This window comes from Sphingorhabdus contaminans (genome assembly GCF_007280415.1).
Classification (GTDB): domain Bacteria; phylum Pseudomonadota; class Alphaproteobacteria; order Sphingomonadales; family Sphingomonadaceae; genus Sphingorhabdus_B; species Sphingorhabdus_B contaminans.
In genome coordinates this window covers 56,598-79,770 of the sequence record NZ_VKKU01000001.1, presented here as the reverse complement: position 1 = coordinate 79,770, position 23,173 = coordinate 56,598, and the positions used below count along the sequence as shown (strand labels likewise).

Annotated in this window: 27 protein-coding genes and 1 tRNA gene; 13 read left to right on the top strand and 15 right to left on the bottom strand. The window is 57.1% G+C overall.

Annotation, left to right across the window (positions count from 1 at the left end; genetic code table 11):
• Positions 1-2 precede the first annotated feature (2 nt).
• Positions 3-78 (top strand) — tRNA-Trp (locus tag FOM92_RS00415).
• 30 nt (positions 79-108) lie between these two features.
• Here the strand turns inward: FOM92_RS00415 and FOM92_RS00410 are convergent.
• Positions 109-1,014: a DUF808 domain-containing protein gene (locus FOM92_RS00410; RefSeq protein ID WP_143774819.1), complete on the bottom strand. Its 906-nt coding sequence runs from the start codon at positions 1,012-1,014 to the stop codon at positions 109-111.
• A 219-nt stretch (positions 1,015-1,233) separates the two neighbouring features.
• Here FOM92_RS00410 and secE point away from each other — a divergent pair, with 219 nt between their 5' ends.
• From secE to FOM92_RS00390, 4 genes are all read left to right on the top strand, one after another.
• Entirely contained in the window at positions 1,234-1,434 is a 201-nt protein-coding gene (secE, locus tag FOM92_RS00405; protein WP_143774816.1) for a preprotein translocase subunit SecE, read from the top strand.
• A 27-nt stretch (positions 1,435-1,461) separates the two neighbouring features.
• Positions 1,462-1,998, top strand: a complete 537-nt coding sequence (gene nusG, locus FOM92_RS00400) for a transcription termination/antitermination protein NusG (protein ID WP_143774815.1) — start codon at positions 1,462-1,464, stop codon at positions 1,996-1,998.
• A gap of 133 nt (positions 1,999-2,131) precedes the next feature.
• On the top strand, positions 2,132-2,719 hold the full coding sequence (locus tag FOM92_RS00395) for a hypothetical protein (RefSeq protein WP_143774813.1): 588 nt from the start codon (positions 2,132-2,134) through the stop codon (positions 2,717-2,719).
• Positions 2,716-3,213: a DUF2846 domain-containing protein gene (locus tag FOM92_RS00390; protein ID WP_143774812.1), complete on the top strand. Its 498-nt coding sequence runs from the start codon at positions 2,716-2,718 to the stop codon at positions 3,211-3,213. Before FOM92_RS00395 ends, FOM92_RS00390 begins: the two co-directional genes overlap by 4 nt.
• 30 nt (positions 3,214-3,243) lie before the next feature.
• Here the strand turns inward: FOM92_RS00390 and FOM92_RS00385 are convergent, their stop codons facing one another.
• Both FOM92_RS00385 and FOM92_RS00380 read right to left on the bottom strand, forming a co-directional pair.
• On the bottom strand, positions 3,244-3,690 hold the full coding sequence (locus tag FOM92_RS00385; RefSeq protein ID WP_143774810.1) for a response regulator: 447 nt from the start codon (positions 3,688-3,690) through the stop codon (positions 3,244-3,246).
• 45 nt (positions 3,691-3,735) lie between these two features.
• Positions 3,736-5,031 carry a sensor histidine kinase gene (locus FOM92_RS00380; RefSeq protein WP_143774808.1) on the bottom strand — a complete coding sequence of 432 codons (1,296 nt, stop codon included), beginning with the start codon at positions 5,029-5,031 and terminating at the stop codon, positions 3,736-3,738.
• Positions 5,032-5,272: 241 nt separating this feature from the next.
• Here FOM92_RS00380 and rplK point away from each other — a divergent pair, with 241 nt between their 5' ends.
• The 4 genes from rplK (at position 5,273) to FOM92_RS00360 (ending at position 8,973) form a co-directional block, all read left to right on the top strand.
• Positions 5,273-5,704 (top strand): 50S ribosomal protein L11, encoded by a 432-nt coding sequence (gene rplK / locus FOM92_RS00375; RefSeq protein WP_143774806.1) that lies wholly within the window; start codon positions 5,273-5,275, stop codon positions 5,702-5,704.
• A 4-nt stretch (positions 5,705-5,708) separates the two neighbouring features.
• A complete protein-coding gene (gene rplA, locus FOM92_RS00370; protein ID WP_143774804.1) occupies positions 5,709-6,404 on the top strand; it encodes a 50S ribosomal protein L1 in 696 nt (231 codons plus the stop codon).
• Between the two features lie 580 nt (positions 6,405-6,984).
• Positions 6,985-7,836: a hypothetical protein gene (locus FOM92_RS00365; RefSeq protein ID WP_143774802.1), complete on the top strand. Its 852-nt coding sequence runs from the start codon at positions 6,985-6,987 to the stop codon at positions 7,834-7,836.
• A gap of 18 nt (positions 7,837-7,854) precedes the next feature.
• Positions 7,855-8,973 carry an MvdC/MvdD family ATP grasp protein gene (locus FOM92_RS00360; RefSeq protein ID WP_143774801.1) on the top strand — a complete coding sequence of 373 codons (1,119 nt, stop codon included), beginning with the start codon at positions 7,855-7,857 and terminating at the stop codon, positions 8,971-8,973.
• 107 nt (positions 8,974-9,080) lie between these two features.
• On the opposite strand, the gene FOM92_RS00355 is transcribed toward FOM92_RS00360, so the two are convergent.
• From FOM92_RS00355 to FOM92_RS00340, 4 genes are read right to left on the bottom strand one after another with little or no spacing between them, the layout of a single operon-like run.
• Positions 9,081-9,989, bottom strand: coding sequence for an EamA family transporter (locus tag FOM92_RS00355; RefSeq protein WP_143774799.1), 909 nt, complete (start codon positions 9,987-9,989; stop codon positions 9,081-9,083).
• 27 nt (positions 9,990-10,016) lie between these two features.
• On the bottom strand, positions 10,017-10,922 hold the full coding sequence (locus FOM92_RS00350) for a carbon-nitrogen hydrolase family protein (protein WP_143774798.1): 906 nt from the start codon (positions 10,920-10,922) through the stop codon (positions 10,017-10,019).
• Positions 10,919-11,509 carry a GNAT family N-acetyltransferase gene (locus FOM92_RS00345; RefSeq protein WP_143774796.1) on the bottom strand — a complete coding sequence of 197 codons (591 nt, stop codon included), beginning with the start codon at positions 11,507-11,509 and terminating at the stop codon, positions 10,919-10,921. Before FOM92_RS00345 ends, FOM92_RS00350 begins: the two co-directional genes overlap by 4 nt.
• A complete protein-coding gene (locus FOM92_RS00340) occupies positions 11,506-11,919 on the bottom strand; it encodes a ketosteroid isomerase-related protein (RefSeq protein ID WP_143774795.1) in 414 nt (137 codons plus the stop codon). The genes FOM92_RS00345 and FOM92_RS00340 overlap by 4 nt, the downstream gene beginning before the upstream one ends.
• Positions 11,920-12,365: 446 nt before the next feature.
• Between FOM92_RS00340 and rplJ the strand changes: the two genes are divergently transcribed.
• Both rplJ and rplL read left to right on the top strand, forming a co-directional pair.
• A complete protein-coding gene (gene rplJ / locus FOM92_RS00335) occupies positions 12,366-12,881 on the top strand; it encodes a 50S ribosomal protein L10 (protein ID WP_143774793.1) in 516 nt (171 codons plus the stop codon).
• Positions 12,882-12,955: 74 nt separating this feature from the next.
• On the top strand, positions 12,956-13,330 hold the full coding sequence (gene rplL / locus FOM92_RS00330; RefSeq protein WP_143774792.1) for a 50S ribosomal protein L7/L12: 375 nt from the start codon (positions 12,956-12,958) through the stop codon (positions 13,328-13,330).
• A 77-nt stretch (positions 13,331-13,407) separates the two neighbouring features.
• On the opposite strand, the gene FOM92_RS00325 is transcribed toward rplL, so the two are convergent.
• The 3 genes from FOM92_RS00325 to FOM92_RS00315 form a co-directional block, all read right to left on the bottom strand.
• Positions 13,408-14,322, bottom strand: a complete 915-nt coding sequence (locus FOM92_RS00325; RefSeq protein ID WP_143774791.1) for a hypothetical protein — start codon at positions 14,320-14,322, stop codon at positions 13,408-13,410.
• A gap of 301 nt (positions 14,323-14,623) precedes the next feature.
• Entirely contained in the window at positions 14,624-14,836 is a 213-nt protein-coding gene (locus FOM92_RS00320) for a helix-turn-helix domain-containing protein (RefSeq protein WP_143774789.1), read from the bottom strand.
• On the bottom strand, positions 14,836-15,366 hold the full coding sequence (locus FOM92_RS00315) for a DUF2975 domain-containing protein (protein ID WP_143774788.1): 531 nt from the start codon (positions 15,364-15,366) through the stop codon (positions 14,836-14,838). Before FOM92_RS00315 ends, FOM92_RS00320 begins: the two co-directional genes overlap by 1 nt.
• Before the next feature lie 141 nt (positions 15,367-15,507).
• Here FOM92_RS00315 and FOM92_RS00310 point away from each other — a divergent pair, with 141 nt between their 5' ends.
• Positions 15,508-16,044: an adenine phosphoribosyltransferase gene (locus tag FOM92_RS00310; protein ID WP_143774787.1), complete on the top strand. Its 537-nt coding sequence runs from the start codon at positions 15,508-15,510 to the stop codon at positions 16,042-16,044.
• Between the two features lie 183 nt (positions 16,045-16,227).
• On the opposite strand, the gene FOM92_RS00305 is transcribed toward FOM92_RS00310, so the two are convergent.
• The 4 genes from FOM92_RS00305 to FOM92_RS00290 all read right to left on the bottom strand — a co-directional run bounded on the left by FOM92_RS00305 (position 16,228) and on the right by FOM92_RS00290 (position 20,568).
• Entirely contained in the window at positions 16,228-16,974 is a 747-nt protein-coding gene (locus tag FOM92_RS00305) for a class I SAM-dependent methyltransferase (protein WP_425473359.1), read from the bottom strand.
• Between the two features lie 4 nt (positions 16,975-16,978).
• Positions 16,979-17,449 (bottom strand): acyl-CoA thioesterase, encoded by a 471-nt coding sequence (locus FOM92_RS00300; RefSeq protein ID WP_143774784.1) that lies wholly within the window; start codon positions 17,447-17,449, stop codon positions 16,979-16,981.
• Between the two features lies 1 nt (position 17,450).
• On the bottom strand, positions 17,451-18,662 hold the full coding sequence (locus FOM92_RS00295; protein ID WP_143774783.1) for an LL-diaminopimelate aminotransferase: 1,212 nt from the start codon (positions 18,660-18,662) through the stop codon (positions 17,451-17,453).
• A gap of 82 nt (positions 18,663-18,744) precedes the next feature.
• A complete protein-coding gene (locus FOM92_RS00290) occupies positions 18,745-20,568 on the bottom strand; it encodes a DEAD/DEAH box helicase (RefSeq protein WP_143774782.1) in 1,824 nt (607 codons plus the stop codon).
• A 60-nt stretch (positions 20,569-20,628) separates the two neighbouring features.
• On the opposite strand from FOM92_RS00290, the gene FOM92_RS00285 reads away from it, so the two are divergent.
• Positions 20,629-22,308, top strand: coding sequence for a PHA/PHB synthase family protein (locus FOM92_RS00285; RefSeq protein WP_143774781.1), 1,680 nt, complete (start codon positions 20,629-20,631; stop codon positions 22,306-22,308).
• Positions 22,309-22,372: 64 nt separating this feature from the next.
• Here the strand turns inward: FOM92_RS00285 and FOM92_RS00280 are convergent, their stop codons facing one another.
• Positions 22,373-23,140 carry a CsgG/HfaB family protein gene (locus FOM92_RS00280; RefSeq protein ID WP_143774779.1) on the bottom strand — a complete coding sequence of 256 codons (768 nt, stop codon included), beginning with the start codon at positions 23,138-23,140 and terminating at the stop codon, positions 22,373-22,375.
• Positions 23,141-23,173 lie beyond the last annotated feature (33 nt).

Here is a 23,173-nt window from a genome sequence, read left to right as displayed (position 1 = left end):
GCAGGAGTTTAGCTCAGTTGGTAGAGCATCGGTCTCCAAAACCGAGGGTCGTGGGTTCGAGTCCCCCAACTCCTGCCATTTTCTTTCACCGATAATAATGATCAGGGCTCAATGCCCCTTCGCACCCGCGACCTTGTGGTGGACCCATACGATGATCGCGCCGAGGGCGAGGCCGAACACGCCGCACAGCGCCGCGTCGACGAACCAGGCCAGCGCGCCTTCGTGCAGGCCGACATATTCGGCGGGGTGGATGCCGAAGCCGTGGATGATGATCTGTCCGCCAACCCACAGCATCGCGGCGGTGCCGATGGTCGATAGAGCGGCCAAAAGTTTTGGCATCCCGCGGACCATTGCCCGGCCGATCGCCTGAGAACCACCATTTTCCCGCTTCGCCATGTGCAGACCGATGTCATCCATCTTCACAATCAGCCCGACGACGCCATAGACCGCGATCGTGATGGCAACCGCCACGACCGCCAATGTCGCCGCCTCCAGCCAGACCGAGGTTTCGGCCAGTTGCTTTACTTCATTGAGGGCAATCGCCATGATTTCGGCGGAAAGGATGAAGTCGGTGCGCACCGCGCCCTTGACCATGACCTGCTCATGCTCGGCACTGGTCATTTCCGCGACTTCTTCCGCAAGTGTCTCCTCTTCATGCGGGCTCAGTTTTTCGATGACCTTTTCGGCCCCCTCAAAACACAGATAGGCCCCGCCCAGCATGAGCAGCGGTGTGATCGCCCAGGGAAGGAACAGGCTGAGCAACAGCGCAACCGGCAGGATAATCACAATCTTGTTGAACAGCGACCCCTTGGCGATGCGCCAGATGATCGGCAATTCGCGATCCGGCGTAAAGCCCGTTACATATTGCGGCGTCACGGCGGTATCGTCGATGACCACACCTGCGGCCTTGCTGCTGGCCTTGCCAGCCGCGGCAGCAACATCATCCACCGACGCGGCGGCGACTTTGGTGATGGTGGCAATATCGTCGAGTAAGGCGGCGAGACCGGATGGCATGGGTGAAGAATTCCTGTGACTGGCGTTTGATGAAGGGATAGCCAAACGCGCCGAGAGTTCAAGGCCGTTCAACTTGGCCGTGCTGCCTAATGCTACTTGCCTCGACGCGAATCTCTGGCTAAAGGCCTAGTCTTTCCGAAATCGGAACCTATATCGCTCTCGACCCCGCCGGTCGGAGCGATGGCGGCTACCCTCGGAAGTGAAACAGGAAGACAGATTATGGCAAAGACAAGCCCCGGTGAATTCATCCGTCAGGTGCGGACCGAAATCGGCAAGGTAGTATGGCCTACGCGGGCCGAAACCGTGCAGACCGCCATCATGGTGCTGATCATGACGATCATACTTGCCTTCTTCTTCCTGGGCGTCGACGCGGTCTTTGCCGCGATTGTGAAGGGGCTGCTGTCGCTGGCTCAGGGCTAAGCGCGGCAAGAGAAAAGAATAGAAGATATGGCACGCTGGTACATCATTCACGCTTATTCGGGCTTTGAAAACAAGGTCCGTGACCAGATACTCGCCGAAGCGGAGCGCATTGGCCTTTCGCAACTGGTCGAAGCCGTCGAGGTTCCGACCGAACAGGTGACCGAAGTGCGCCGTGGCAAGAAGATCAAGGCGGAACGCAAATTCTTCCCCGGCTATGTGCTGGCCAAGCTGAACATGAATGACGATGTCTATCACCTCGTCAAAAACACCCCGAAGGTGACCGGTTTCCTCGGCGCGGGCAACAAGCCGCAGCCGATCAGCGAAGCCGAAGCTGCACGCATTCTGAATACCAAGCAGGAACTGGAAGCCGCGCCGAAGAAGCGCGTGTCGGTCGATTACGAAATCGGCGATCAGGTCAAGGTATTGGGCGGCCCGTTCGCAAGCTTCAACGGTCTGGTCGAGGAACTCGATTTCGACAAGAACCGCGTCAAGGTATCGGTTTCGATCTTTGGCCGCGCCACACCGGTCGAGCTGGACTTCGAAGAAGTCGAATTGATGAAATAATGCAATCGAACCCATTGGCTGCCTGATGTGCGGCCAATGGGTTTTGACCGGCCCACCAGACTGGCCCCGGCAATAATATCGCTGGATTTGTCCCCATCCAGATGGCAGATACACCCTAAATGGGGGGCATTTCGTGAAGCTTTATCTTATGTGCGCGTGGCTGCTGGCCATGTCTGCCATGGCCTTTGGCCAGGAAAGCACCCAAAGCGTCTCTTCCCAGGAAACTGCGCCGGATACGGCCGAGGCCGATAATGCCATCACCCTTCCTGCGATGCATCCTGTCAGCATCGAAATAACCGAAGCGCTGAATTCCAAGACCAGCAAGATCGGGCAGATGTTCGCCATCCGGCTGCGTGCGCCGATTACGCTGGACGGAAAGGTCATCATCCCGGCCGGCGCGACCGGTCAGGGCGAGGTTATCCACGCGGCGCGTGCACGGGCGGCCGGCAAGGCGGGCGAGTTGATCATTGCGGCCCGCTATCTGGATTATGAAGGCACAAAATTGCCCCTGCGCAGCCTGAAATATGGCGCCGACATGACCGGCGACAATAATTCCGGTGCCGCGATTGTGGCGAGTGCCGCCATTTCATCGGCGCTTGCGCTGTTCATTACGGGCGGTCAGGTCGACATTCCCGCCGGAATGCCCGCGACCGCAAAACTATCACAAGATGTCCGCATCATACCCAGCGGGCCGATCACGAAGGAAGAGGGAAAACCATGACAAAAAACAAGATTACCCTGTTGGCGACGCTTGCCATTGCATTGGCGGTCGGTCCGGTCACTGCACCTGCCATAGCAAAGGACAAGGCGGCTGCCGCAAAAACGGCTGTGGTCGTTGACGCACCTCCGGCTGGCAAAGGGCAGGTCGTATTTTTCCGCCCCGGCTCCATGATGGGCATGGCCCTTGGATGCAATGTGCGTGAGAATGGCGCCCTGATCGGTGGCCTTGGAAACGGCAAATATTTCATCCAGGCGTTCGAGCCCGGCAAGCATGTCTTTACCACCCATTCGGAAACCACCGATACGCTGAACATGGAAATCGAATCCGGCGAAACCTACTATGTCAAATGCGGCATCGGCATGGGTGTTGTGGCCGGACGTCCGAATATCGCGCCCAGCGACAAGGCGACCTTCGATGAAAAATCGGCAAAGCTGAAACTGAAAACGGTTGATCAGCTTGAAAAGGAACGCGCGAAAGACGCCGCCAAGAAATAAGCCTTAAACGCCAGCGCGGTGCGGCTGTTTTCAGCTGAACCGTGCTGCGGCCTGGCCGATCAGATCCTGCGGCAATGTCGGCTTGACGCAGACGCCGGCGTCGGGAAAATCGCGGGCGAATTCGTCCCGCTCGCCCAGCGCGGTGTGGAAGATGATCGGTACGCCCCGGTCGCGCAAGATTTCCGCCATCGGAAACACCAGCGCATCCCCCAGATTGACGTCCAGTATCGCGCCATCCATTTCGACACCGGAATCGATCAGTTCGATACCCTGTGCTAGCGTCATGACCGGCCCCAATATCTCGGCCCCTTCTGCCATCAGCTCCGCTTCCAGCGCCATGGAGACAAAAATCTCGTCCTCGGCAAGCAGGATACGCAGATTCCCGAGCCGCCCCTTCTCCCCGTCGTCGTCATGATCAAAAATCTGGCCGTGGGGTGCGCCACTGCACTGGTCCTGCCCCGATGAAAACTGCATCATGATCCATCCAAATCTATGCTGCGCCCGCGATGGTCCGATCGCGACCTATGGGCTTGCGAGGGGAAAACGGAGATTTACCTCTAAACCTTGTGCATGCCAATGATGTTCCACATGCCCGCCAAGCTGTTGCGCCGACGCCGCGATCATTGACGATCCGAACCCTTGCGCGCCGTCCGCTTGCGGACATGGGCCCCCTTGCTCCACCCAATAGAGCGCGATTTGCGTGCCGTCTGCGCTTTTTCCTGCTTCCCAGCGGATCGTTATTGATCCTTCCGGCACCGAAAGAGCGCCATATTTGAGGGCGTTGGTCGCCAGTTCATGCATGATCAGACCCAGCGGCGTCATGGCGGCTGTCGGCAGATTTATCTGCGGGCCATCATAGCTGATGGGATTCTGCGTATCCTGATATGGAGCAAGCGTCGCAGACAGAAGCTCCCGTATATCCACCGAATTGATATCCGACGTGCCCTGGCTGACCGAATGCGCCAGCGAAAGCGCGTGGATACGGTCGCGGATCTTCTTCACGGTCGAGGGCACATCATTTTCACCCCGCGCCGACAGGGTGATGAGCGACAGGATCACCGCGAACAGGTTTTTGACCCGGTGGTTCAATTCCCGCGCCACCAGATCGGCCTGCTCCTTGCCTTGCCGAAGCAGCAGCGCCTCCTGATCGAGCAAGGCGACACGGCTGGCCCGGCGTTCCTGACGGAAGCTAAAATAGGCGAGCCCGATAATCAACAGCATGAGGCCGATCAGCGTTGCGGTAATGCCATATTCGGTGGTGTCGACCCGATCGACCGACTGGGCCAGTTTCTGCCGTTCCCTGATTTCCAGATCCCGCACAATTTCGCGGATATTGTCGAGCAGGAGCTTGCCATATTTCGTCTTGATCTCGGCAATGGCAACGTCGCGCTGCCCCTGCCGGGTCAGGGCGACGACCTTGCCCATGAAATCCAGTTTCTTTTTCGCCAGATCGCGTATGCGTTGGGCGGCAAGAACATTTTCATCTTCGCCCAGAAGGTCGAATTTGGATTCGAGCCGGTCGATATCCGTCAGCCATATGCTGCGCGCCCGGTCATAGGGCTCAAGAAAAGTCGGGTCTTCGGTCAATATGTAGCCGCGTGAACCGGTTTCCGCATCGACTCCGGTCCGCACGACATCGCGCAGGTCGGCAAGGATATCGATCACCGCCGTGGCTTCGGCACGCGCCTCCCTTTCCTTTGCCGTGGCCTGAAGGAAGACAAACACCATCGCGATGATCAGCAGCGAGAGCGTCGCTAGTGTCATTTTGGGCAGATGGCGGTGCCACCATGCCGAAATTGCACCGGGAAAACTGTCCAAGCCACGTCTCCGTTCAAAGTACTGCCATAACAAGGTGCGGCGGGGCGTCAATGACCGGTATGTCCTGTCCCAATTTAAAGGTCTTTCCTTTTGCGCCAACTTCGGCTATCGGCCCGCTTCCTCCTGGTTCGCCCGGGGGAAAAACCGTGCGGGAGGCATTTTTCGGAATCGCCGTTTGACCGCTTAATTTGATCCGCCGATGCCCATGCAAAGGCGGAGAAAGAATGAAAGGAGGCCACTGATGGCCAAGAAGATTGACGGCTATATCGGCCTGCAGGTTCCTGCAGGTTCTGCCACCCCCTCCCCGCCGATCGGCCCTGCACTGGGTCAGCGCGGCGTCAACATCATGGAATTCTGCAAGCAGTTCAATGCCGCCACGGGCGACATGGAAAAAGGCACGCCGATTCCAACCAAGATCACCGTTTTCGCGGACAAGAGCTTCACCTTCGTGATGAAATCGCCGCCTGCAACCTATCTGATCAAGAAGGTTCTGGGCATGAAGTCCGGTTCGAAAGAGCCTGGCAAGGTTTCCGCAGGAAAGATCACCCGCAAGCAGCTCGAAGAAGTCGCCACCCTGAAGATGGCTGACCTCAACGCGAACGACATGGACGCGGCTGTAAAAATCATCGCAGGCTCGGCAATTGCCATGGGCCTCGAAGTTGTGGAGGGCTGAACCAATGGCCAAGCTGACCAAGAAAGCAAAGTCGCTCGCACATCTCGACCGTGAAAAGCTTTACGGCGTTGACGAAGCGCTGAAGACCATCAAGGAACTGGCGACCGCCAAGTTTGACGAAACGATCGAAGTTGCGTTGAACCTGGGCGTTGACCCGCGTCACGCCGACCAGATGGTCCGTGGCATGGTTTCGCTTCCTGCCGGTACCGGCAAGGAAATGAAGGTTGCCGTATTCGCACGTGCCGACAAGGCCGAAGCAGCAACTGCTGCTGGTGCCGACAAGGTAGGTGCCGAAGACCTGATGGAAGACATGCTCGCCGGTAACCTCGATTATGACCGCGTCATCGCGACGCCGGACATGATGGGTATCGTTGGCCGTCTCGGTAAGACACTGGGCCCCAAGGGCCTGATGCCAAACCCGAAGCTGGGCACGGTTACGATGGACGTTGCCGAAGCCGTCAAGGCTGCCAAGGCAGGCCAGGTTGAGTTCCGCGTTGAAAAGCAGGGCATCATCCACAGCGGCATCGGCAAGAAGAGCTTCTCCGACGCCGACCTGCGCAAGAATTTCGACGCGCTGGTCGATGCGGTAATCAAGAGCAAGCCAAGCGGTTCGAAGGGCAAGTACCTCCGCAAGGTTGCCATCAGCTCTTCGATGGGCCCAGGCCTGAAGGTCAATCTGGCCGACGTTGCCGGCGCCTAAGCGCGAACAGCAGAATTAGAATGAGGGGCTGGAGGGAAACCTCCGGCCCTTTTTCATTGTCGGCGCCTTAAATTTCCGTGGTGCATATTCAATTACGGCTTTCAAACAAACTTTTGTAAATTTTTGAATATTTAACATATTGACACTATGTTACTTTGGTTTAGCTTTCTTTCTGTAGCAACCGCTGTGATCCTATTGAAAGGTAGCACCATGATTCAGTCTAACAGCCAACGTATCATTACTCGTTCACTCGCGGTTGAACTTAATGATTGCGAAGCTTCGCAAGTTAGTGGCGGCGGACCCTTTTCAGAACCCACTTTTGTTACAGAAGTGACTGTACCAACAAATACGGGCCCAAATGGTGACTCCGAACGGCAATTTGACCAGTGAGATAGACTGAGATGCTCAGTTCGTTCACTGGGCATCTCATTGATAGAATACGCACGGGACTTACTTTGGAAAGCTGTTCTCCATGTTCCCAAATGCTCTATCGTTAGTCTTTCTGGTTGCGATGCCTCCTCCGGGCAACGCTAATTCTGCGACTTGCTACGACCCATCTACACTTCGAGGGGAGTGGGTCTTGATTGCTGACGATACGGCGATCATGAAGTTTGAAATTTCACAAATTGCGCCAGCAGAATATTCTGTAAAATGGACGAGACCTTCGGCTTATAATATTTCTCGTCGTAGTTTTTTCAACGTTGGAAACACACGCATCGACAGTGAAGCGCGCGCGTTAACCAGTTCGTCTACAATGCTCACGGTAAGCTTTGCTCATAACGGCGCGGAAAAGCGGCCTCAAAACTTCCAGTTTGAACTTCGGGACGGCAGGCGGGCTAGCTTATCTTTGATTAATTCTCCGTTCGAAGATTTCACTCTCATTCGCACTTGCTCTGTTGCCGATCTTGGCAACTGGGACATTTCCGAACGCTATAATCGCACCGTCTATTATGACTCCAATGACGAAGTTAGAAAACTATTTTTGGACGATCAAAATGATCGCAAAAGCGGTCGCTTGTCCGAATTGGAAATAAAGAAAAGGGACCAATTAAGAATCAGTCAACTCAGCAAATTAATTGACGACAATCGATTAAAAAGCGGAAGAGATTTCTATTACGCGGCCTTTATTTTCCAGCACAGCGAAACACCGCAAGATTATTTACGGGCCCACTCATTTGCCATGACCGCTCTCATGCGAAACGAACCAGACGCAGCCTGGATCGCAGCAGCTAGCCTGGATAGATATTTATTGGCCATCGGAAAAAAGCAAATATACGGCACTCAAACGGTGAGAGCGGAAGATGGAGCATATTCCAAAGCACCATCGGAAGATGAAATCATTCCTGACATTCTTAGGTCAGCGGCGAATGTGCCAACTCAAAAAGAACTAGCAGCGTCACCCAGCATCGCTGAACCAAATATAAAGCATTAATCAAATGGGTGTTAGCTTTTGAAAATTTTGATTTTCTCGAAATCAGGAGACTTTCATTCACATGCTGTGAAGTGGGCACTGGAACAGCTTGGACACGATGTCACACATTTCCTATCGTCCTCAATTCCGATGAAAAGTACTTACTCATTTTTTGCGGGCGGAAACAAACTTCCAAAAACCGTGATTGACTCGGAAAATGGCAAAATTGATATGTCTAATTATGACGTCGTTTGGTTTCGACGCGTTCCAAGAGCAATACCAGATCCCACTTGCCACCCAGCCGATGTCGAAACTGCCTTAAGAGACTGGGCAAGTGCATTTCGATCCTTACAGATTTACGGCTCTGAAAATGCTGCGTTTTCAGTAAACGAACCCAAAAGCTCTTGGAACATTTGCAAAATTACCCAGTTGGACGCTGCATCACGTATCGGATTTAACATACCATTGACTTTGGTCAGCAATGACCCTGAGCAGATAGCATCTTTTGTCGAACGCGGTGCGAATGAACAATGCATCATAAAGCCCCTTTCTCAAGCAAGCTGGATTTCGAGCGACCAAAGAGAGTTTGCCCTACCCACTACGATAGTTAATCTTTCGGATTTGGAAAACGCAGACACAAGAACTTGCCCCGCAATCTACCAAAAGTTAGTCAAAAAAGATTACGAGGTTAGATGTACCGTAATCGGGAAAAACATTTATAGCGTTAAAATTGATTCTCAATCAGATGCTCATTCATCTATTGATTTTAGAAATGCAAAAGATTGGTCTTCTCTTAAATATGATTTGATTCAGACGCCTATAAACATCGAAAATAAAATATTTATATTAATGGAATACTTAAATATCTATTTTGGCGCCTTTGACTTTATCGTCACTCCAGAAGGGGAATGGGTATTTCTAGAGGTAAATACTATGGGAAATTTTCTATGGATTGAGTTATACAACGATAAAATCCCATTGTTACAAAACTTCGCAAAATTTCTAGAATCTCGATGTAAAAGTTATTCAAACAAAGAATTCGATGATCGTATTTCGCTAAAAAAGTTCATTGATAAGGTAGATATTTCTAAAATTATATCGTCGGAACTCGACGCTAATCCGAATACAAATGCGAGTCATTATGTGTTTGAAAGCTAGATAAACTCGCAGCATCCCTTCTTTTATGATCCGATAAATCTGCAATGTTCCTTGCCCTCACTAACACGATAGACGAAGGGGCTGGAGGGAAACCTCCGGCCCCTTTTTCATTGTCGGCCGTTCGCGGCCATCTTTTTTGCGGTGTAGCGCGGCCAGAGCAGGCTGAGCGCCAGACCGCCCATGACAAGCGCCGCCGCCAGAAGCTTCCACCCCTGCAAGGGCTCGCCGAGATACAGGGCCGACGCCCCCATGCCGAACACCGGTACCAGCAGGGCCATCGGCGCGACCGTTGCCGCGGGATGCCGGGCGAGCAGCCAGCCCCAGACGCCATAGCCGAACATCGTATTGCCCACCGCCTGCCAGACCACAGCCGCCCAGGTGGTCAGCGTCGCGTCCTGCGCACCGGCGATCAAGGCAGGCGCGCCTTCAAACAGCAGGGCGAGGATGAACAAGGGCGGGACGGCAAAGATGCTGGCCCAGACCACATAGGCGAGCATATCGACCTTGCCTGCGGCCCGCGACACCATGTTCCCGCTGGACCAGCAAAAGGCGGCGGTCACGACAAGCCCCAGCCCCAGAGGCGTCGCGCTGCCGTCCGAATGGGTCAGGATGACCGCAAGCCCGCTGGTCGCCAGTGCAAGCGCGACCCATTGGAAACCGCGCACCCGCTCACCCGTCAGCCGCATCGACAGCGCAATGGTGAAGAATACCTGGATCTGCACAACCAGTGAGGCAAGCCCCGGCGTGATGTCGCTTTTCATCGCAAGAAACAGCAGCCCGAACTGACCCAAACCGATCAGAATGCCATAAGCGGCCAGATTGGTGAGCGGCACTGACGGCCGTTTCAGAAAGAATGCAGCCGGCAAAAAGGCGCAGGCAAAGCGCAAGGTAGCAAGCCACAGGGGCGGCAGATGCGCGAGCGCCAGTTTGATGACGACGAAATTCGTGCCCCATACCGCCATCACCGCCAAAGCAAGCAGCAGATGCAGGCGTGGCAGGGTGGCGTTTTGCGGCATCCCGCTGCCCTAGCGGCTCGACCCCGATTAATCCAGCGGGACAATCTCGACAGGAAGATCGCCGGCGTCGGCACCGCAATATTGTTCGGGCCAATGGGCAAAGGGACGCACCGCGCCTTCGGTCCGCCAGCGTTGGACCCGGCCCGGGTCCGCGTCGGCAAACACCCATGCCCCCTGCCCTTCGGTACCGATGGCCACCACGCCATCGTCCGGACTGTCGCCATCAGGGGGAACAAATATGCCTGCCGCGCCATAATTTTCGTCAAGCGCGGGTGACCAGGGTGCCATGCCGACCGTTGGCGCCTGCACCACAAAAATCTGGTTTTCGAGTGCCCGGGCCTGTGCCCCGATGCGGACGCGGTAATATCCCTGCAAACTGTCGGTGCAGGATGGACATAGGACGATTTGCGCCCCCGCGGCGGCCTGTGCACGCGCGATCATCGGGAATTCCACATCATAGCAGGTCGATATGCCCAGCATACCCAAAGGCGTCCGGAAAACGCGCAGGCGGGTCCCGCCCTTGATGTCCCAGGATTCACGTTCGAAGCGCGTCATCATGATCTTGTCCTGATGCCCGCTTTGGCCATCGGGAAGATGGAGCGTTGCCCGGTTGACGATATAACCCCCGTCCGCACCATGCGGCCGCGTCCCGCCCAGCACGGTAACACCATGACGCTGCGCCAGATCGGCATAATGGGCATCGATCTTAGGCCCGAGCGCCACCACGGCCCGCAGGGATGCATGCAGGTCGCTTGCCGTGGCACGGTCGATCGCGGCGAGTTCCATCGCCGCATATTCGGGAAAAACGAGAAGCTGTGCGCCCTGCCCCACAGCATCCGTGACCCACTGCGCCACCTTGGCCTGCCAGTCGGCAAAGCTGTCCGGCTGCCCGATGCTATATTGGGCGGCGGCGATGCGGACGGGCGCCGTCACAGGTCCCGCATCCAGAATTGCATCAGATGTTCGCTTTCATCCGCGTCACCCAGATCCAGCCATTCAAGCGTTCCGGTCAATCCCGGAACCGGCGCATAGCCCCGGGCGCGCCAGAAAGGATGCAGATCGCGGGGCGCGTCGGGGCGCATCGGGTGGTCGTCGGGGCGGACCACGGCGCAGAATGCGGTGCTTGCCGCCCCCGCCGCGCGGGCGGCAGCCTCGCGGGCATCGAAAAAGCGGTGGCCGATGCCTTGTCCCTGATAGGCAGGCAGCAACACCGATTCCCCGAAATAGAAAATGCGCGCAACATCAAGTCCGTGACGCCGCAACGGTTCCTGAAATTCCGGCTTCTGGCCCGCCATGGGTGATGCGGTGGCCGCGCCGACAATAGCATCGCCATCCTGCGCCACCACAAGAACGGACCCCGGCTCGCGGATAAATTCGGCGAGATATTCCGCCTCATAGTCCGCCGTCCCGTCATAGAGATAGGGCCAGTTACGGAATACACGGATGCGCAGGTCGGACAGCGCCGGGATGGCGGCATGCCGTTCCTGCGTATCGGTCAGTGTGCGGACGCTGACCGTCATGAAACCTGGGCGATCCAGTCGGCAAGATTATAATAGACCGACACCCGCGCGATCTTTCCGTCGCGGATTTCGAAGAAGCCGCCTGCGGGCAAGGTGTAGCTTTGACCGTGCGCGGGCGGAAACCCTTCGTCGGCCACTTTGTAAATACCATGCACCATGAACTCGGCCGCCGCGCGTGCGCCGTCCCGGCTGGTCATGATGACGATGTCTTTTAACTGCTCGCTATAGGCATGATCCATCCGGCCCAGAAACGCACGGAATGCATCCTTGCCGTTTTCACGGTCGCCCTGGTTGATGTCATGCGCCACATCGTCGGTCAGGCAGGCCAATATGCCATCAATGTCCATGGCATTGAACGCGGCATAATAGCGCTGGATCAACGCCTCTGTGGTTTCAGGGGACTCGGGCATATCTTCTCCTGTCATTGCCTTGGCAGTTTCCGGCGCCCCGATTAGGTCAGCGCGACAAAGCTTGTCCAGTAAGATAAATTGTCCAAAGCTGCACAAGATTTCGGGATTTCCACCGCTTCGCAGAGCGTGGATTTCCGCAACGCCCTTGACTCTGCGCCTGATCCTGCTAGTGGCGGCCACGTTCGGTGAGGCGACGGCCTTTCCGGACAACCGTCCGAGACAGTTGGTGATGGGAATTTGCCCATCTTAATGTCCAGCCTAGACGGGGATAGAGATTTCAGGTTTGGCCCTTGTGCCTGCCTTCGCCATATACTCCCGACGCTATTTGTCGCGAGTTCGGCATGAAACTTCCCCACGGACTAAGTTACGAGCCATGCATTTGCGTGGTTCGAATTTCGTGTTGGGTTTGTCCGGTCCGCCGGAGAGACCCGAAAAAGGAGTAATGCATGAACCGTTCTGAAAAGACCGAAACAGTTGCATCGCTGAACGCCACTTTTAACGAAGCGGCGGTTGTCGTCGTAACCCGTAACCTCGGGTTGACGGTTGCACAATCGACCGATCTTCGTTTGAAGATGCGTGAAGCTGGCGCAAGCTACAAGGTCGCCAAGAACCGTCTTGCCAAAATCGCTCTTGAGGGCACGCAATATGGTGCGGTAGCAGATTTGCTTACCGGACCTACGGCGCTCGCCACATCGTCGGACCCGGTCGCTGCTGCAAAGATTGCGGTCGAGTTCGCCAAGACCAATGACAAACTTGAAATTGTCGGCGGTGCGATGGGTGACACGTTCCTCGATGTAAATGGTGTGAAGGCGTTGGCTTCGATGCCCTCGCTCGACGAACTGCGCGCAACCATTGTCGGCCTGGTACAGGCACCGGCAACGAAGATCGCCCAGCTGTCGACCGCACCTGCTGCGAAACTGGCACGGGTATTTGGTGCCTATGCTGCGAAAGAAGCAGCGTAATTTTTTTGGATTAACCGGCTGCGTCCATCCGGACGGGCCCTACAGATAGACTAGAAAATCGGAGTGTTATTTTTATGGCTGATATCGAAAAGCTCGTTGAGCAGCTCTCGTCGCTGACCGTTCTTGAAGCGGCTGACCTTGCAAAGGCTTTGGAAGAAAAGTGGGGCGTAAGCGCCGCTGCTGCTGTTGCTGTTGCAGCACCTGCTGCTGGTGCCGCTGCACCGGCTGCTGAAGAGCAGACCGAATTTGACGTAATCCTGACCGGCGACGGCGGCAACAAGATCGCCGTCATCAAGGAAGTACGCGCCATCACCAACCTCGGCCTGACCGAAGCCAAGGCTCTTGTTGAGTCGGCTCCGAAGGCGATCAAGGAAGGCGTAAACAAGGCCGAAGCCGAAGAAATCAAGGCGAAGATCACCGCTGCTGGTGGTACTGTCGAACTGAAGTAATTCGGTTTTTCCTTCGGGAAACAGAAACAGGGCGGCCTAGCAATAGGCCGCCCTTTTCATTTACGCTCAAGACCTTGTCAGGAAACAAGCTCGGGCTTTTTGGGCTCCACATCATTCTCCGGTCGTGCCCGGCCGGTGAAGCGGGAATGCTTGGCGAAAAGCGGATCGGTGATCGGCGGTTCCACCGCATTACGCGGCGCGAACAGCGGGTCGGTGATCGGCCCTGCAACAACCGGGGTCGTAAACAGCGGGTCGGTGACGGGAATGTCCGGACGGCTGTGAACAGTCTGGCGCGGCGCCATTGTCTGCGGTGCGGGCGTGCGTTCGAAATGCTGGAAAGCACTCGCTTCGCGCACCGGTTGCGGTGCGGCAAATGCCGGTGATGCTTCAACAGGTGCAGCACGATCGGCCTCCAAAGGCCGACGGCGACGGCGGGCGAAGAAGGCGGCGCCAATACCCAGCGCAGCCAAAGCAGCGGCCATACCACCGATCAGGGTGATATCTTCAGCCGTTGCTTCATCCTCATTCACAACAGTGTCTTCAGGCGCAGGCGCCACGGGATCTTCGGTCACCTGCAATGTGGATGCGGATGGCTCCATCGCATCGGTTGCGGGCGGCGTCGCTACGGCGGGCTGGGTCGTTTGATTATCACCGGCGACCGGTTCAGGTGCAACGGCGGTGGTTGACCGCACGGGCGCTTCGCTGCGCACTCTGGCAGGGGGCGTAGCTGTCGACCTTGCGGCGGGCTTTGCTGCCTGTTTTGCGGCCTTTTCCTGTGCGGCCTGTTCGGCTGCGGCCGGGTTCACCACGTCATTTTCCGTCGGCAATGTGCGGACAATCGGGGGTGGCGCAACGGTTGTTTCCGCAACAGGTACGGGAACGGGCGTCGACGGTACCGCAGCCTCTTGCGCCCAGACGAGGGACGAACCGCTCATCAGCGCTGCAACGACTGCCGTCTTCCCGGCAAGGGTCAGCTTATGTTGTGGGGTCATTTCAATCTCCTGTCATTGGGACAGGGAGAAAACGGTTCACCGCAAAATTCGGGCATGGATGTTGGGGTACATCGTGCCGTCTCAACGGCGAGTTGAGGATCATAGCGGCGGGTTCATCTGGGGTTCACGCAGATGCCCAATAGTTGGGTGATGCGGTTATAAGTAAAGCGCGACCACCGAAATGGCCGCGCTTCCCCTTTGGTTGATTAGACGGCTCAGCTTGCAAGAAGCGCCGTCAGTCCGACCAGTGCCAGCACAAGAACTATGTGCCGCGGTATCGAAATTTTGAATGCGAGTTGCATCATGCATCTCCTTCTTCAAATCCCAGCAGGTCGCCGGGTTGGCATTCCAGCACCTTGCAGATTGCCTCCAATGTCGAAAAACGGATTGCCTTGGCCTTGCCCGTTTTCAGGATCGAAAGATTGGCGAGCGTGATATCAACCCGATCGGCCAGTTCGGTCAGCGTCATGCGCTTGGCGTAAAGCAGGTCGTCCAGTTTAACCGTGACAGGCATCAGATCGTTCCTTCCAGTTCTTCGCGCATTTCAGCGCCGCGTTCGAAGATGCCGGCCAGTATGAACACCAGCAGGATTGCCAGGATACCATTGAGCGAAAAGTCCCATCCGGTATCGGATTCGCCGAACATATCGGCCACCGTTCCCGCAGCAATGGCAAGCGGCACGCCCACAATCTGCAGCCCGACCATCAGCCAGCCAATGGCCTTCAGCCGGATGGCGTTGGCACGTACGAATGGATTGCCCTCTTCGACACTCGCGATGATCGCCAGCAATTTGCGCATCACGGTCCAGATCAGACCCAGCGTCAATATGCCCAGTGCAAACACCGATAACAGATGGGGCAGCAGGGTCAGGGGGTTCAGGTCGGGATGCACTTTGGACAATTCGGCAATCGCCTCGGTCCAGTAGAAAGGCAGGATCACGCATACCAATGCAAGGACGGAACCGGCAAAAGCCACGAACCCCATGATCAGGTACACAAGCCATCTTGCCATCCGCAAAATACGGTTGTCGGCTATTTCGGTCATATCGATCTCCAATATCAAGATTATTGTTATTCAATAAGGCTTGCATTGTTTCCCGTCAATAGTTTTATTGTTTTTCGATAATATCGCTGAATTCTGCGGTTTTCCTTTGAAACTTGGGGTTGTTCACGGCACTTCTTGCCCATGACCGACAATGCCGACCTCGCCGCCCTGATTCGAACGATTCCCGATTATCCAAAGCCGGGAATATTGTTTCGCGATGTCTCAACATTGCTGCTCGACGGTCCCGGTTTCCGGGCAACGATTGACCGGCTTGCGGCCTTGGTGGCGCCGGATACCGAATTGATCGCCGGGATCGAGGCGCGCGGATTTGTAGTTGCTGCGGGTCTTTCTTACGCCTTGGGTCTGGGCAAGCTGATGCTGCGCAAGCCGGGCAAGCTGCCGGGTGAAAAAATCGGTGCCGATTATGCGCTGGAATATGGCACCGACCGTATTGAAATGCATGTCGGCCATGTGCGTCCGGGGCAGAAAGTGCTGCTGGTCGACGATCTGATCGCAACAGGCGGAACAGCCTCGGCGGGTGTGGAGCTTATCCGGCAGGGGGGTGGCCATGTCGAACAGGCTCTCTTCATCGTCGATCTGCCCGATCTGGGCGGCGCCGCCCGGCTGCGCGATCAGGGTATCGAGGTGAAATGCCTTATCGATTTTGAAGGCGACTGAACAATCGCCTCTTTCTGCCTGCGTGAGTTCATTTTGGACAGGGCCGGATCGTGCGTCATTTGTCACAGGCGACACAAAAGAGTAAACTGTCTGTGCGAATTTACCCCCGACTCGGATCGCCAACCCCCGAAGAACCAACCGGCGATCCGCATCTGACCCTCAACCCTGCGTAAGGTTTGGGGGTCATTTTTTGGGCGGTGTGCCGCACGTCTTGATCTCGGACGGTTCTGGGCGCGGACCCGACAGAGTGAAGCGTGCGATATAGCCACCCAGCTTCAGCTCCTCGCTGAATCCTGTCAGACGATAGCCGACGGCGGCAAATTCACAGAACAGCAATTTGGGCGGTATGCCATGCTGGTCAGTTGCACGGTCGCGGTCGACCACGATGACCTCTCCACCTTTGGCGAGCGCAGGCCGCAGACGCCAGAGGAATGCGTAGGGCTCGTCAACTTCATGGTACATGTGCACCATGAAGATACGGTCGAAGCTTTTTTCGGGCAGGCGCGGATCGTCGATGGCACCTTCCTTGATCGCCACATTGTCCAACTGTTCGCGGGTAACCCGCTCGCCAAGCCGGTCCAGCGCGCCGCGGTTGATATCCTGCGCCAGAACACGGCCCTTGGGCCCCACCCGTTCGGCAAGGCGGATGGTATAATAGCCCTCGCCCGCACCGATATCCGCGACGGTGGTTCCAAGCTTTATGCCCGCCCAGTCCATAACGAATTTGGCTTCGCCCGCCTCGTCGCGGGCGGCTTCGGTGGAAAATTGTGTATCGCCGGCTTCCGACACCGGACGATAGGGCTTCGGAAATTCGAGCGAAGTCGCCGGCCGGTCGCTGGCCTCTTCAACCGGCTTGCACGCCAACAGCGTCGTCCCCAGCGCGGCCAGCACCAGGGCAGCTTTTGTACCGCGCGCGAAAGTGCTGCTCAAAATCCTAAACTCCGCTCTCTTCCAGATTTGCCGCAGCCGCAGGGGCTTTCCTGTCGAAATCCGCAAATGCAGGGCCAACCCATTCCGGCAACGGCATCGGCCGGTGCGTTTCCAGATCGACATAGACGCTGACAAGATCAACCGTTGCGCGCAGATCATCAACGCCGTCGTCGCCTGCGCCGTGTATCTCAACAATCTGGGTCATGCTCGTCCGGCCGGTAGCAACCGTCCGGGCCATCACGTCGATCATTTCATCAGGCAGGATCGGTGCAAACCAGGTAACCGTCGCCTTTTTGACATGGAATTCGAGCGGCATGTCCCCTGCCAGTTCGCGGACACGGGTTTCACGCCAATATTCGGTGATCGCGATGTCGGCATAGTCCAGATAACGGGCATTGAAGACAACGCCCTGCGCGTCTGTTTCGGACCAACGCACGCGGAAACGGTGGCTGAAGGCAAAATCGCTGCGTGCCATGTCAGATTGCTTTCGACTGACCGGGTGTGTTGACGCCCATTGACTGCAGGTACCGTTTCACATTGCGGGCCGCCTGACGCAGGCGATGCTCGTTTTCGACCATTGCGATGCGGACATAGCCCTCCCCGTCTTCGCCATAACCAACGCCGGGAGCGACGGCGACCTTTGCATGGGTCAACAACTGCTTTGAAAATTCAAGACTGCCCAGATGCGCCAGCGCCGGTGGCAACGGGGCCCAGGCGAACATGGATGCGCGTGGCGGCGGAATGTCCCAGCCGGCACGTCCGAATGCCTCGACCAAAATGTCGCGGCGCTTGTGATAAAGTTGCCGGTTCTGTTCGACGATATCCTGCGGCCCGTTGAGAGCCGCGCAGGCGGCGGCCTGTATCGGCGTGAAGGCCCCGTAATCCAGATAGCTTTTCACCCGCGTCATCGCGGCAATCAGCTGCCGGTTGCCAACGGCGAAACCGACCCGCCATCCTGCCATGGAATAGGTTTTCGACAGCGAAGTGAATTCCACGGCAACATCCTTGCCACCCTTCACCTGCAAAATGGAGGGTGTCGGATTGCCATCAAAATAAAGTTCGGAATAGGCAAGGTCGGACAGGATCCAGACCTTATTCTCTTTCGCCCATGCGACCAGCCGCTCATAAAAGGCCAGATCGACAGTCTCGGCCGTGGGGTTGGACGGATAGTTCACGACAAGGATGGACGGACGCGGCACGGTGAAGGCCATGGCCCGTTCCAGCGAGCGGAAATAATTTTCATCGGGCGTCGTCGGCACCGACCGGATCGTGGCGCCTGCGATAATGAAGCCAAAGGTGTGAATGGGATAGCTGGGGTTGGGCGCAAGCACGACGTCGCCCGGGGCGGTAATCGCCGTGGCGAGGCTCGCCAGACCTTCTTTCGACCCCATGGTGACGACAACCTCATGTTCGGGATCCACGTCTACACCGAAGCGGCGGCCATAATAATTGGCTTGCGCTTTCCTGAGGCCAGGGATGCCTTTGGACGCGGAATAGCCGTGGGCGTTCGGCTTTTGCGCCACTTCGCACAATTTCTCGATCACATGGGGCGGCGGCGGCAAATCGGGATTGCCCATGCCAAGGTCGATTATGTCCTCACCCGCCGCACGGGCGGCCGCGCGCATCGCATTGACTTCGGCGATGACATAAGGCGGCAAACGCTTGATGCGGTAGAATTCTTCGGACATGGGCTCCCGTTTCCGGTTAGAGGGTTTCAAGTCCGACCTTCATGGTCGAACTTTCCGCCCATTTCCAGAAAAACTATACCGATTATCGCGGACGGTTGCCCTTCGCCTTGTGCTTCACCCCATGTTTCGAAGGTGCGGGGCCATCCTTGCGGAACGGGCGACCGCCATCGCGCGGGGGCTTGCCACCACGCGGGCCGTCGCCGCGGGGACGGTCGCCGCGGGGCTTGTCGCCACGCGGGTTCACGCCAAGCTGCGGTCGTTGCGGACGTTCGCCGTCGCGGCCGCGGCGCTTGTTTTCGCGTGCAGCTTCGCGGGGCGGGCCGCTGGCCTGTACGATTTCGACATCATTGTCTTCATCATGCCCGGGCTGCGCAATGGCCTTGGCAAATTTAGCCACAGCCGCCGCCGCGATCCCGACATGGGTTTCGTTGGCGGCAATGCGGATCGCGCCAATATCGTTCTTTGTCACACCGCCACGGCGGCACAATAACGGCAAAATCCATTTGGGATCGGCGTTATTCCGTCGTCCGATATTGAGCGTGAACCAGACCGAGTCATCAAAGCCGGCACGGTGATTGTCGCGCCGCTGTTCACGGCTGCCGTCATCGAGCATGTCCGCGGCCTGCGGCATGCGCGCCCGGTGCACGCGGACCAGGGCTGCTGCAATATCCTCCGCCGACATCGTTTCCAGCAAACGCGCGCCCAGTGCGCGGTCTTCTTCCTCGACCTCAACCGGGGCGAGAAGTGTTTCCAGCAGACGGTCATGGTCCTTTGCACGAATATCGGCAGCGGTCGGAACCTTGATCCAGTCGGCCTCGATCTTTGCCCCGCGCAACATGGATTCGACCCGCTTGCGCCGCTGATAGGGCACAATAAGCACCGCCGTGCCCTTGCGGCCGGCACGACCTGTCCGGCCCGAACGATGCTGCAATCCTTCGGCGTCGCGGGGCAGTTCGACATGGACGACCAGCGAAAGGTTGGGCAGATCGATACCACGCGCTGCCACATCGGTTGCAACGCACACCCGGGCGCGCCGGTCACGCAGCGCCTGAAGCGCCTGATTCCGTTCGCTCTGGCTATGTTCGCCCGAAAGCGCCACGGCATTAAAGCCGCGCTCGGTCAGGTTGGCGTGCAGATGGCGGACATTTTCGCGCGTCGCACAAAAAAGGATCGCGGTTTCTGCTTCGTGCAGGCGCAGCAGGTTGACCACGGCATTTTCAATGTCGGGCGGCGCGACCGTGACCACCTGATAGCTGATGTCCCCGTGCCCGCGATCTTCGCCGACCGTCGAAATACGCAAAGCGTCGCACTGATAGCGTTTGGCCAGCGATATGATCGGCTTCGGCATTGTTGCCGAAAACAGCAAGGTCCGGCGCTCATCGGGCGTCGCGTTCAATATTTCTTCAAGCTCTTCACGGAATCCCATGTCGAGCATTTCGTCCGCTTCATCCAGAACCGCGACCTTCAGCGCAGACAGGTCAAGCGCGCCGCGTTCCAGATGGTCGCGCAGACGGCCCGGTGTTCCCACAACAATCTGTGCGCCCTGGCTCAGGTTACGCCGTTCCTTTGATGCGTCCATGCCGCCGACACAGGTTGCGATCCGCACCCCTGCCTTGCCGTAAAGCCACATCAGTTCGCGGCTGACCTGCAATGCGAGCTCGCGGGTGGGCGCAATAATCAGCGCGGCAGGCTCGCGGGCGAGGCTGACGATACCGCCGTCCAATATCTGCGGCGCCATGGCAAGGCCAAAGGCAACGGTCTTGCCGGAGCCGGTCTGGGCCGACACAACAAGGTCACGTCCTTCGGCTTCCGCCGCGATTACAGCGGTTTGCACAGGGGTCAGCGCGGTATAGCCACGCGCGGTAAGCGCTTCGTCGAGAAGCGGGGGGAGATTTTCAAATGTCATATGCGCCGCCCCTTGCGCCCTTTTTGGTGCAATGTCCATGCTGCGCTGCACAATAAATCGATGCTTCGCCAAAAGACCATGTTGGGTTATGCAATCCAAATGGCTGATTCACCTTCCTTCCCGCCCTTCATGGACCCCGAACAATTTACCAAAATGATTGAAGGGACGGGCGCGGTATCGACCGATCCCCTTACGGCCTATCAGAAGGCGCTTGATGCCTGGGGACAGGTGCTGGCGCCGCTCGCAAAGGCCGGGCGTGACAAGGTAGATCCGAAAGACCGGCGCTTTTCGGGCCCGCAATGGGAGCATCCGGTTTTTGACCTTGTGCGGCAGGGTTATCAGGTGATGTCGGACTATATGCTGGGCGCAGCCGAACAGCTCGACAATATACCCGAGGCGGAAAAGGCAAAGATCGGCTTTGCAATTCGCACGGTTGTCGAGGCGATGAGCCCCGCCAATTCGCCGTTCACCAATCCCGTTGCCCTGGAAAAGGCGGTCGAGACCAAGGGCGCGAGCCTGATGGCGGGCATGCAGCATTTGCTGCACGATATGCAGCGCGGCCAGTTGACCCATACCGACCCCAATGCCTTCCGCTTGGGTGAAAATATTGCGGCGACACCCGGAAAGGTCGTCCATCAGACGCCGCTATACCAGTTGCTGCAATATGAGCCGACGACGGAAAAGGTTCTCGAAACGCCGCTGATCATCTTTCCTCCCTGGATCAACCGTTTTTACATTCTCGACCTGACGGCGGAGAAGAGCTTTATCAAATGGTGTGTCGACCAGGGCATCACCGTATTTGTCGTGTCCTGGAAATCGGCCGACAGTTCGATGAAGGATATTGTCTGGGACGATTATATTGCGGCCCAGATTGACGCGATCGATACCGTCCGCGCCGGATTGAAGGTCGATGATGTGCATAGCATTGGCTATTGCGTGGCCGGCACGACATTGGCGGCTACCCTTGCGATTCTTGCGGCCAAGGGGGAAGCCGACAAGGTCAAAAGCGCGACCTTCTTCACCGCGCAGGTCGACTTCAGCAAGGGCGGCGAACTTCTCAACTTCATTGACGAGCACCAGCTCCAGATGATCGAAGCCCTCGCCGCGCCGCAGGGATATCTGGACGGTCGCTTCCTCGCGCTGACCTTCAACATGTTGCGCGGCAAGGATCTGATCTGGTCCACCGTCGTCAAAAACTACCTGCTGGGCGAAGAATATCCTGCCTTCGACCTGCTGCACTGGAATGGCGATGTCACCAATCTTCCGGCCAAATGGCACCGCGAATATCTGTGCGATCTTTACCGCGACAATAAACTGGTGGTGCCGGGCGCCCTTTCCGCCCTTGGCACGCCCATTGACCTCACCAAGGTCAAAACACCAACATACATACAGGCAGGGCGCGAGGACCATATCGCCCCTGTCGAGAGCGTCTGGAAACTGCAGGAGCATTTTACAGGGCCAATCAAATTCCTGTTGGCAGGCAGCGGGCATATTGCAGGCGTCGTCAATCCGCCGGTGCAGCAAAAATATCAATATTGGACCAACGACGCCAAAGCCGCCTCGCTGGAGGAATTTATCGCGGGCGCAACCGAAACCAAAGGAAGCTGGTGGCCAGACTGGCTTTCCTGGCTGAAACAGGGCAGCGACACGATGGTAGCTGTCAAAGGCGGACGGGTGCCGGGTGAAGGCAAGCTGAAGGCGCTGGAATCTGCCCCCGGCAGTTATGTAAAGGCGCGCTGACTGGCGGCGGAAGCGATAAGGGACAGTCCCCGCTTCGGCTCAACGGGGACTGTCCTCAACAAACTCACTCTGCCTGCGGCGCGGCATCGCTCGCATTTTCAGGCAAGCCGCCCAGTTCCCCGACCATCTTTTTATAAGCGTCGAGATAGGCCAAAACGATAACCTGGCCGATGTCGCTGTTCTGGTAGCTGCCGCCACCCGCACCGGCGAGGCCACCGCCCCACCATGCACCGCCGCCTGCACCCCAGCTCAGGTCCGACTTGCGGTAATAGCCTTCGGAAAGCGCTTCGATCTCGGTGGTGCGTACGTTGACGACCGACAGCGATACGCTGGCTTCCTTCTTGGACACTTTAAGACCGCCAATCAGGCCGCCCACCAGGCGACCGCCCAGCAAACCGCCCAAGGCGCCTGCGACATTGCTGCCGCCCGAATTGCTGTTACGGCTGATGATATCGGGCACGATGACATAGTCGGCGGCCTTGACCTGCCGCTTGCCGATGTTCGAGCCGCGCTGCAATTCGCCGGAATCCGCCAGCGCGCGTTCAACCGCACGCGCAGCAAGACCACCGCCGCGATCGACAAGCGAGAAGCATCCCGATTTCTGCACGAAAAACTTGATGATCGCTTCGGGGTTGGAAAGCCCGAGTTCGCTCCACCACTGGGTTTCGGGCTCGGTAATCGCCACGGTGCCCAATTTGCGGGTGCAGACCGGAATCTCGGTCATATTCTTGTCTTGTGCCTTCTTTGCGGAAGACTTGTCTTCCTTCGCAAAGGCGGGTGCCCCGACACTTAAAAGTGCACCTGCCAATAATGTGGAAATAATCCGTCGCATCTCGATCCCTCCGGTAACGGCAAATCGGTAGTT